The organism is Lysobacter enzymogenes (genome assembly GCF_017168095.1).
Taxonomy (GTDB): Bacteria; Pseudomonadota; Gammaproteobacteria; order Xanthomonadales; family Xanthomonadaceae; genus Lysobacter; species Lysobacter enzymogenes_D.
Window position 1 is genome coordinate 1 of the sequence record NZ_LXSD01000612.1, and the last position, 6,237, is coordinate 6,237.

The 6,237-nt window shown below is 71.4% G+C and carries 6 protein-coding genes and 1 pseudogene; all 7 read right to left on the reverse strand.

Going from position 1 to position 6,237, the window contains the following annotated elements:
- Positions 1-504 (reverse strand): annotated as a pseudogene (locus tag A7A76_RS23590) (hypothetical protein); the annotation flags it as partial.
- Between the two features lie 142 nt (positions 505-646).
- The gene (locus A7A76_RS23595) at positions 647-1,306 is read right to left on the reverse strand and encodes an HNH endonuclease (RefSeq protein ID WP_428995228.1); all 660 of its coding nucleotides are present in this window, start codon (positions 1,304-1,306) and stop codon (positions 647-649) included.
- 191 nt (positions 1,307-1,497) lie between these two features.
- Positions 1,498-1,935, reverse strand: coding sequence for a hypothetical protein (locus A7A76_RS23600; RefSeq protein ID WP_206413600.1), 438 nt, complete (start codon positions 1,933-1,935; stop codon positions 1,498-1,500).
- On the reverse strand, positions 1,932-3,722 hold the full coding sequence (locus A7A76_RS23605) for an acyl-CoA dehydrogenase C-terminal domain-containing protein (protein WP_206413601.1): 1,791 nt from the start codon (positions 3,720-3,722) through the stop codon (positions 1,932-1,934). The genes A7A76_RS23600 and A7A76_RS23605 overlap by 4 nt, the downstream gene beginning before the upstream one ends.
- Positions 3,723-3,886: 164 nt before the next feature.
- Positions 3,887-4,369 (reverse strand): LEA type 2 family protein, encoded by a 483-nt coding sequence (locus A7A76_RS23610; protein ID WP_206413602.1) that lies wholly within the window; start codon positions 4,367-4,369, stop codon positions 3,887-3,889.
- 312 nt (positions 4,370-4,681) lie between these two features.
- A complete protein-coding gene (locus A7A76_RS23615; RefSeq protein ID WP_206413603.1) occupies positions 4,682-5,329 on the reverse strand; it encodes a response regulator in 648 nt (215 codons plus the stop codon).
- 43 nt (positions 5,330-5,372) lie between these two features.
- The gene (locus tag A7A76_RS23620) at positions 5,373-6,089 is read right to left on the reverse strand and encodes a sensor histidine kinase (RefSeq protein ID WP_206413604.1); all 717 of its coding nucleotides are present in this window, start codon (positions 6,087-6,089) and stop codon (positions 5,373-5,375) included.
- Positions 6,090-6,237: the final 148 nt, after the last annotated feature.

Genomic DNA, 6,237 nt, shown 5'->3' on the forward strand with positions numbered 1-6,237 from the left:
CGCAGCGGGCGCGGCCGGCGCAGGCGCGGCCGCAGCGGGGGCCGGCGCCGGTGCGGCCGCCTTGGCCTGGGCCAGGTCGGTCTGCAGCAATTCCACCACCACGTCCGGCAGCGCCGCGGTCGGGTCGGTGCGCGGCTGCTGCGGAATCTCGACCGGCTTCGGCGCCGCAGGCGCTTCGGCCACGCTCACCGGCTCGCCGTTCTGGCCGGCGATCTCGCCGAGCAGGGCGGCGATCGAGTCGGCGCTGAAAGGGTGTCCGAGCAGGAAGTCGGCCTGGGTGCGCTGGGCCGCGGTCAGCGCGATCACCGACTTGCCCGCAGCGTGCAGGCGCAGCCAGCTCATCGGTCCGTACATGCTGTCCATGTCGACTACGACGAAATCGGCCTGCGGTTCCGGGACCAGGGTCCAACGGCCGCCGAGACGGGCGTTGGCCACCTTGAAAGCGGTCTGCAGGGCAGACTCCGTCGCCGGGTCCATACCGGTCAGACCGAGGGTCAAAGGCATCGCGAATGTGTCCGTAAGTCGATGGCGACGAGTGTCCGGGACGACCGTAATGTCGTCAACGAGCGCTTTGCGTCGCTTATGCGCGCACACCGGCACCTCGGCGGGGGCGGCGGCCGCGATACTGCGACCGCGTTCACGGCTTCTAGCCGCGCACGCGCGCGTTCTTCGGCAGCTGGTTCTTCAGGAACGCCATCTGGTCGGCCAGGATGTTCCTGTTCGACAGGATCAGGTGCTCGACCCAGCTCGGCCGGTACGGCACCGCCAGCAGCGGCATGCCGGCCTGCTGCGGGGTGCGGTTGCCCTTGCGCGAATTGCAGGCGAAGCAGGCGGCGACCACGTTCTCCCAGATGTCGCGGCCGCCCTTGGACACCGGCACGACGTGGTCGCGGGTCAGGTGCGGGCGGTGGAAGTCGTGACCGCAGTACATGCACAGGTGGCCGTCGCGCGCGAACAGCGCGGCGTTGGTCAGCGCCGGGGTCGGGTCGAGCGCGCCGGGGCGCGCGTGGCCGCGCGCGGCGACGATCGGGTGCAGCTCCAGCACGCTGCGCTCGCCGGTGAAGCGGTTGATGCCGCCGTGCACCTGCAGGCAGGGTTCGCCCAGGGTCCAGGCGACGGCGCCGCGCGCGTAGAGGCAGGCGGCGTCCTGCCAGTTCATCCAGTCGAGCACGCGCCCGTGCGCATCGAGCGACAGCAGCCGCACCGAATTCAGTCGTTCCAGGGGATTGCGCGGCACTGCGCGCGGCCCGGTCCAGGGCGAATAGGCATCGCCGACACCGGAGGGTTCCGGCTCACGCTGAAGCATTTCAGCGTGGGTTCCGGTGCGGACCAGGCGGATCTTCGCTCTATCGGTCTCCATCGGAGAATGAGCTTATACCCTGTCGGTTACATTTTGTGTAGACGCGGTGCGCCGGCGGTCGGTGCGCGAGCGGTCCGGCCGGCGCGCGGTCCGGGCGCGCCGGGACGGTTCGCGCCGGCCGCGACCGGCCCGGCCGATCAGCTGGAGGCGCTGAGGTAGACGGTGTAACGGTCGGGGCGCGACACGTCGACTTCGAGCTCGTACATCCAGTGCTCGATCTGGCTCTCGCAGCGGCGATGGGCCTGTTGCGGACGCGGCGCGAACCAGGACGGATCGCCGCGCTGCGCCGCGCGCGCGCCGTCCTCGACTTCGCCGAGCTCGCAATGCAGCGCCGCCGCCAGCGCCGGCAGTTGTTGCGGCGGCAGGTCGAACCGGTAGTACGCGGTCATCGTGCGCAATTGGTCGTCGACGTGCTCGCGCAGGTCGGTCGCGCCGGCCGGAATGGCGATGCGGCCGGGGAATTCGGTCGGCGGCGGCTGCGCCGAACAGGCGGCGACGACCAACGCCGCGGCGGCGGCGGCGAGGCTGCGAAGCCGCGATACGGCCGGCTGCGCAGGCTCGCCGCGGCGGATCACGCGTCGAAGCCTTCCGCCGCCAGCGCCATCAGCGGCGCGGTGCCGCTGTCGATCGCCGCCTTGTGCGCCTGGGTGCGCGGCAGCAGGCGGGCGAAGTAGAAGCGCGCGGTCTCGCGCTTGCCGTCCTTGAACGCCTGGCTCTGGCCCGAGGCCTCGGCCGCGGCGACGCTGCGCGCCCACCAATAGGCCAGGCACACATAGCCCGAATAGAACAGGTAGTCGTACGACGCCGCGCCGACTTCATCGGCGTTGGCCGCCGCGCGCTTGCCGACCGACATGGTCAGCTGCAGCCATTCGCCCGCGGCCTTGCGCAGCGGCGCGACGAATTCGCTGACCGCTTCGTTGCTTTCGTTCTGCGCGCAGAAGGCTTCGATCTTGGCCAGCATCGCCTGCAGCCCGGCGCCCTGCAGCTGCATGACCTTGCGGCCGAGCAGGTCCAGCGCCTGGATGCCGGTGGTGCCTTCGTACAAGGTGGTGATGCGCGCGTCGCGGGCGAGCTGCTCCATGCCGTGCTCGGCGATGTAGCCGTGGCCGCCGAAGCACTGCAGCGCGTGGTAGGTGCACTCCACGCCCCACTCGGTGAGGCAGGCCTTGACGATCGGGGTCATGAAACCGATCAGCGCATCGGCTTCGGCGCGTTCCTTCTCGTCCGGCGCGGCGTGGGCGATGTCGACCAGCAGCGCGGCGTCGTAGCCCATCGCGCGGCCGCCTTCGACCAGCGCCTTGCAGGTCAGCAGCATGCGCCGCACGTCGGGGTGGACGATGATCGGGTCGGCCGGCAGCTCGGGGAACTTCGGGCCCGACAGCGCGCGCATCTGCAAGCGGTCGCGCGAGTAGCGCAGCGCGTTCTGCAGCGCGCGGTCGCTCAGGCCCAGGCCTTGCAGGCCGACCGCGAGGCGGGCGGTATTCATCATCGTAAACATCGCCATCAGGCCCTTGTTCGGCTGCCCGATCAGATAGCCCTGGGCGCCGTCGAAGTTCATCACGCAGGTGGCCGAGCCGTGGATGCCCATCTTGTGCTCGAGGCTGCCGCAGCGCACCGCGTTGGCTTCGCCGACGCTGCCGTCGCGCGCGACCTTCACCTTCGGCACGATGAACAACGAAATGCCCTTGCTGCCGGCCGGCGCGTCCGGCAGGCGCGCGAGCACCAGATGGATGATGTTGTCGGTGAGGTCGTGCTCGCCGGCGGTGATGAAGATCTTGGTGCCGCTGATCGCGTACGAACCGTCGGCTTGCGGCTCGGCTTTGGTCTTGAGCAGGCCCAGGTCGGTGCCGCAATGCGGTTCGGTGAGGCACATGGTGCCGGTCCAGCGGCCTTCCACCAGCGGCTTGAGGAACACTTCCTGCTGCCATTGCTCGCCGTGATGCAGCAAGGCCTCGGTGGCGCCGTGCGAGAGCAGCGGGAAGTTGCCCCAGGCCAGGTTGGCGGCGTCGATCATTTCCTTGAGCGGCACGCCGGCCGCGTGCGGCAGGCCCTGGCCGCCGAACCGGGTTTCCGCGGTGAGGCCGGACCAGCCGCCGTCGACGAACTGGTCGTAGGCCTGCTTGAAGCCCGGCGGCGTGGTCACCGCGCCGGTGGCCTTGTCGTGCTTGCAGCCGATCTGGTCGCCCACCGCGTTGAGCGGGGCGAGCACGGTTTCGTTGAAGCGCGCGCCTTCCTCCAGCACCGCATCGAGCGTGTCGCGGGTGGCGTCGGCATAGCCCAGGCGCTGGAACTGCGCTTCGGCGCCGAGCACGTCGAACAGGACGAAACGCATGTCGGTGAGGGGGGCTTTGTAGGTGCTCATGGGCTGGGGAATCTCGTGGTGGTTTTAAGGCGGGAGAAAAGGAGCGGCCGAGGCGACAGCGGGGCTAGGGAACCGAAGGGTGCGAGATCGGAACGCAGAGGCCGACCCGCGGTCCGCCCCGGTTCCCCAACCGCGCTCCTGATCCCGCTTGCTTCATCCCCGGCTCAGCGCATCACCCCAGGCAACCCCGGCGCCGGGCTCAGCGCGCTGCTGCGCTCGACCTGGAAGGTGCGCTGCTTGGCCTCGCTCGGGGTCGCGACGAGGTCGCCCTTGAGGCTGTAGTTGACGCTGCGGCCGCCGGCCAGCGCGTCGGCGATGGCGATCTTGGCGGCGCCGGCGGGCTTGAGCGCGAGGGTGACCACGTCGGCCGATTCCGGGCCGATCGAGATCGCCGGCTGGGCCTGCAACTGGCCGGCGGCGTCGTCGCCGAGCTTGAGCTGCAGGTCGATGCGGTCGAACTGCATCGGGATGCTGCTGAAGTTCTCCAGGCGCAGGTCCACCGACCAACTGCCGTCGGCCTTGACCGTGAGCTGCTGGATGCGCGCGGCCGGCTCGGACACGCGCCGCACCGGACCGGACTTGCACGCCGCCAGCGCGGCCAGCACCAGCGCCGCAGCGAACACCCGCACCCAGACCCCTGCCTTCATGCCGCCGCTCCGTTAAAACGCTTGTTGGGATCTTGAGGATACTACGGCGAATGGTGGGGCGGTCAGGGGGCCGGGTTGGCGGTTTAGGGGGGGCGGTGGGGGGCGCGGGCCAGGGGCAATAGCGGTCGTTGCTGCATCGGCGGGTCAGCCGGGTTCGTCGTAGCCGGGTTGGCGCGGTCGCGGCTTGCGCCGCTCCTACAGGGGCGGCGGCCGGTCCGTATCCGACTGTAGGAGCGGCGCGAGCCGCGACCGCGACACCTCAATCGCGACGAACGCCGCAGCGCAGCCGCGCATCCCGCAACGACCGGCGCCTCAATCCACCAACCCCTTGCGCGAGGCATACCGCACCAACTCCGCGCTGTTGCGCACATCCAGCTTGTCCAGCACCCGCGCGCGGTGGTTTTCCGCGGTCTTGACGCTGATCGTCAGGCGCCGGGCGATTTCCTTGGTGGTCAGGCCGTCGGCGATCAGGTGGAACACCTCGCGCTCGCGCGCGGTCAGGCGGCCGTAGGGATCGCCGAGGTCGCGCTCGGGATGGCGCAGTTGCTCGGCCAGCGCGCGCGCCGCCTGCGGGCCGAAATAACCGCGGCCGGCGTGGACCTCGCGCACCGCCGCGAGCAGTTCCGCGGCGGGGCTGTCCTTGACCACATAGCCGCTGGCGCCGGCGCGCACCGCCTGCAGGATGTACTCGTCTTCCTGGTGCATGGTCAGCACCAGCACGCGCGCGGCGGGCGCTTGTTCGCGCAGGCGGCGGATCACTTCCAGGCCGTTGAGGCCGGGCATCGACAGGTCGGTGACGACCACGTCCGGGCGCAGTTCCTGCGTGCGTTGCAAGGTTTCCTCGCCGTCGGCGGCCTGCGCCACGACGTCGACGCCGGCGCCGCGCAGCAGGCCGGCGAGGCTCTCGCGCACCATGGTGTGATCGTCGGCGATGAGCACGCGCACGTTGGGCTCGGACATGGCCGCAGGGTGCGCGGGCGCGGCGCGGGGCGTCAAGCCGCGCTCAGGCGTAATCCAGCGGCACCCGCGCGCTCAGGCGCAGGCCCGCGCCCGGCGCGCTGGCCAGGTCCAGGCGGCCGCCGTACAGGCGCAGGCGTTCGCGCATGCCGCTCAGGCCGTTGCCGCCGCTGGCCATCGCCGCGGCCGGGTCGCAGCCGCGGCCGTCGTCGCGCACCTGCAAGTGCAGTTCCTCGCCGCTGCGCTGCAGGCTCAGCCGGATCCGCCGCGCCTGGGCGTGGCGCGAGGCGTTGGCCAGCGCTTCCTGGGCGGTGCGGAACAGCAGGGTCTGCAGTTCGCCGTCGAGGTCGGGCAGCTCGCCCAGCTCCAGGTCGACCCGCGCGCCGCCGCGCCCGTCGTGGCTGCGCGCGAGCCAGCGCAGGGCCGAGGCCAGGCCGAGGTCGTCGAGGATCGGCGGGCGCAGCAGGCGCGAGAGTTCGCGCGTGTCTTCCAGGGTATCGCCGCACAGCGCCAAGGCCTGGGCGAGGCCGTCGTGCAGCGCGGCCTGGGACGGATCGAGCGCGGACTGCAGTTCGTGCAGGCGCAGCTTGAGCGCGGTCAGGTTCTGGCCGACGCCGTCGTGCAGGTCGCGGGCGATGCGGCGGCGTTCGTCTTCCTGCACCCGCCAGACCGCGCGGCCGAGGCGGCGGAACTCGCGTTCGTTGCGTTGCAGGCGCTGCAGCAGGTCGCGGTAGAGCGCGCGCAGTTCGGACGGGTCGCTCATGGCGCGGTCGCGGCGGCGCCGGCGGGTCGGGCGTCGGCCTGAGCGCGGGCCGGGTCGTAGCCGGCGCGCAAGGCCGGCGGCAGTTGTTCGCGCAGGCGCTCGCGCTCGGCCAGTGCGCGCGCGTCGCTGTCGGCCGCGTCGGCGGCGC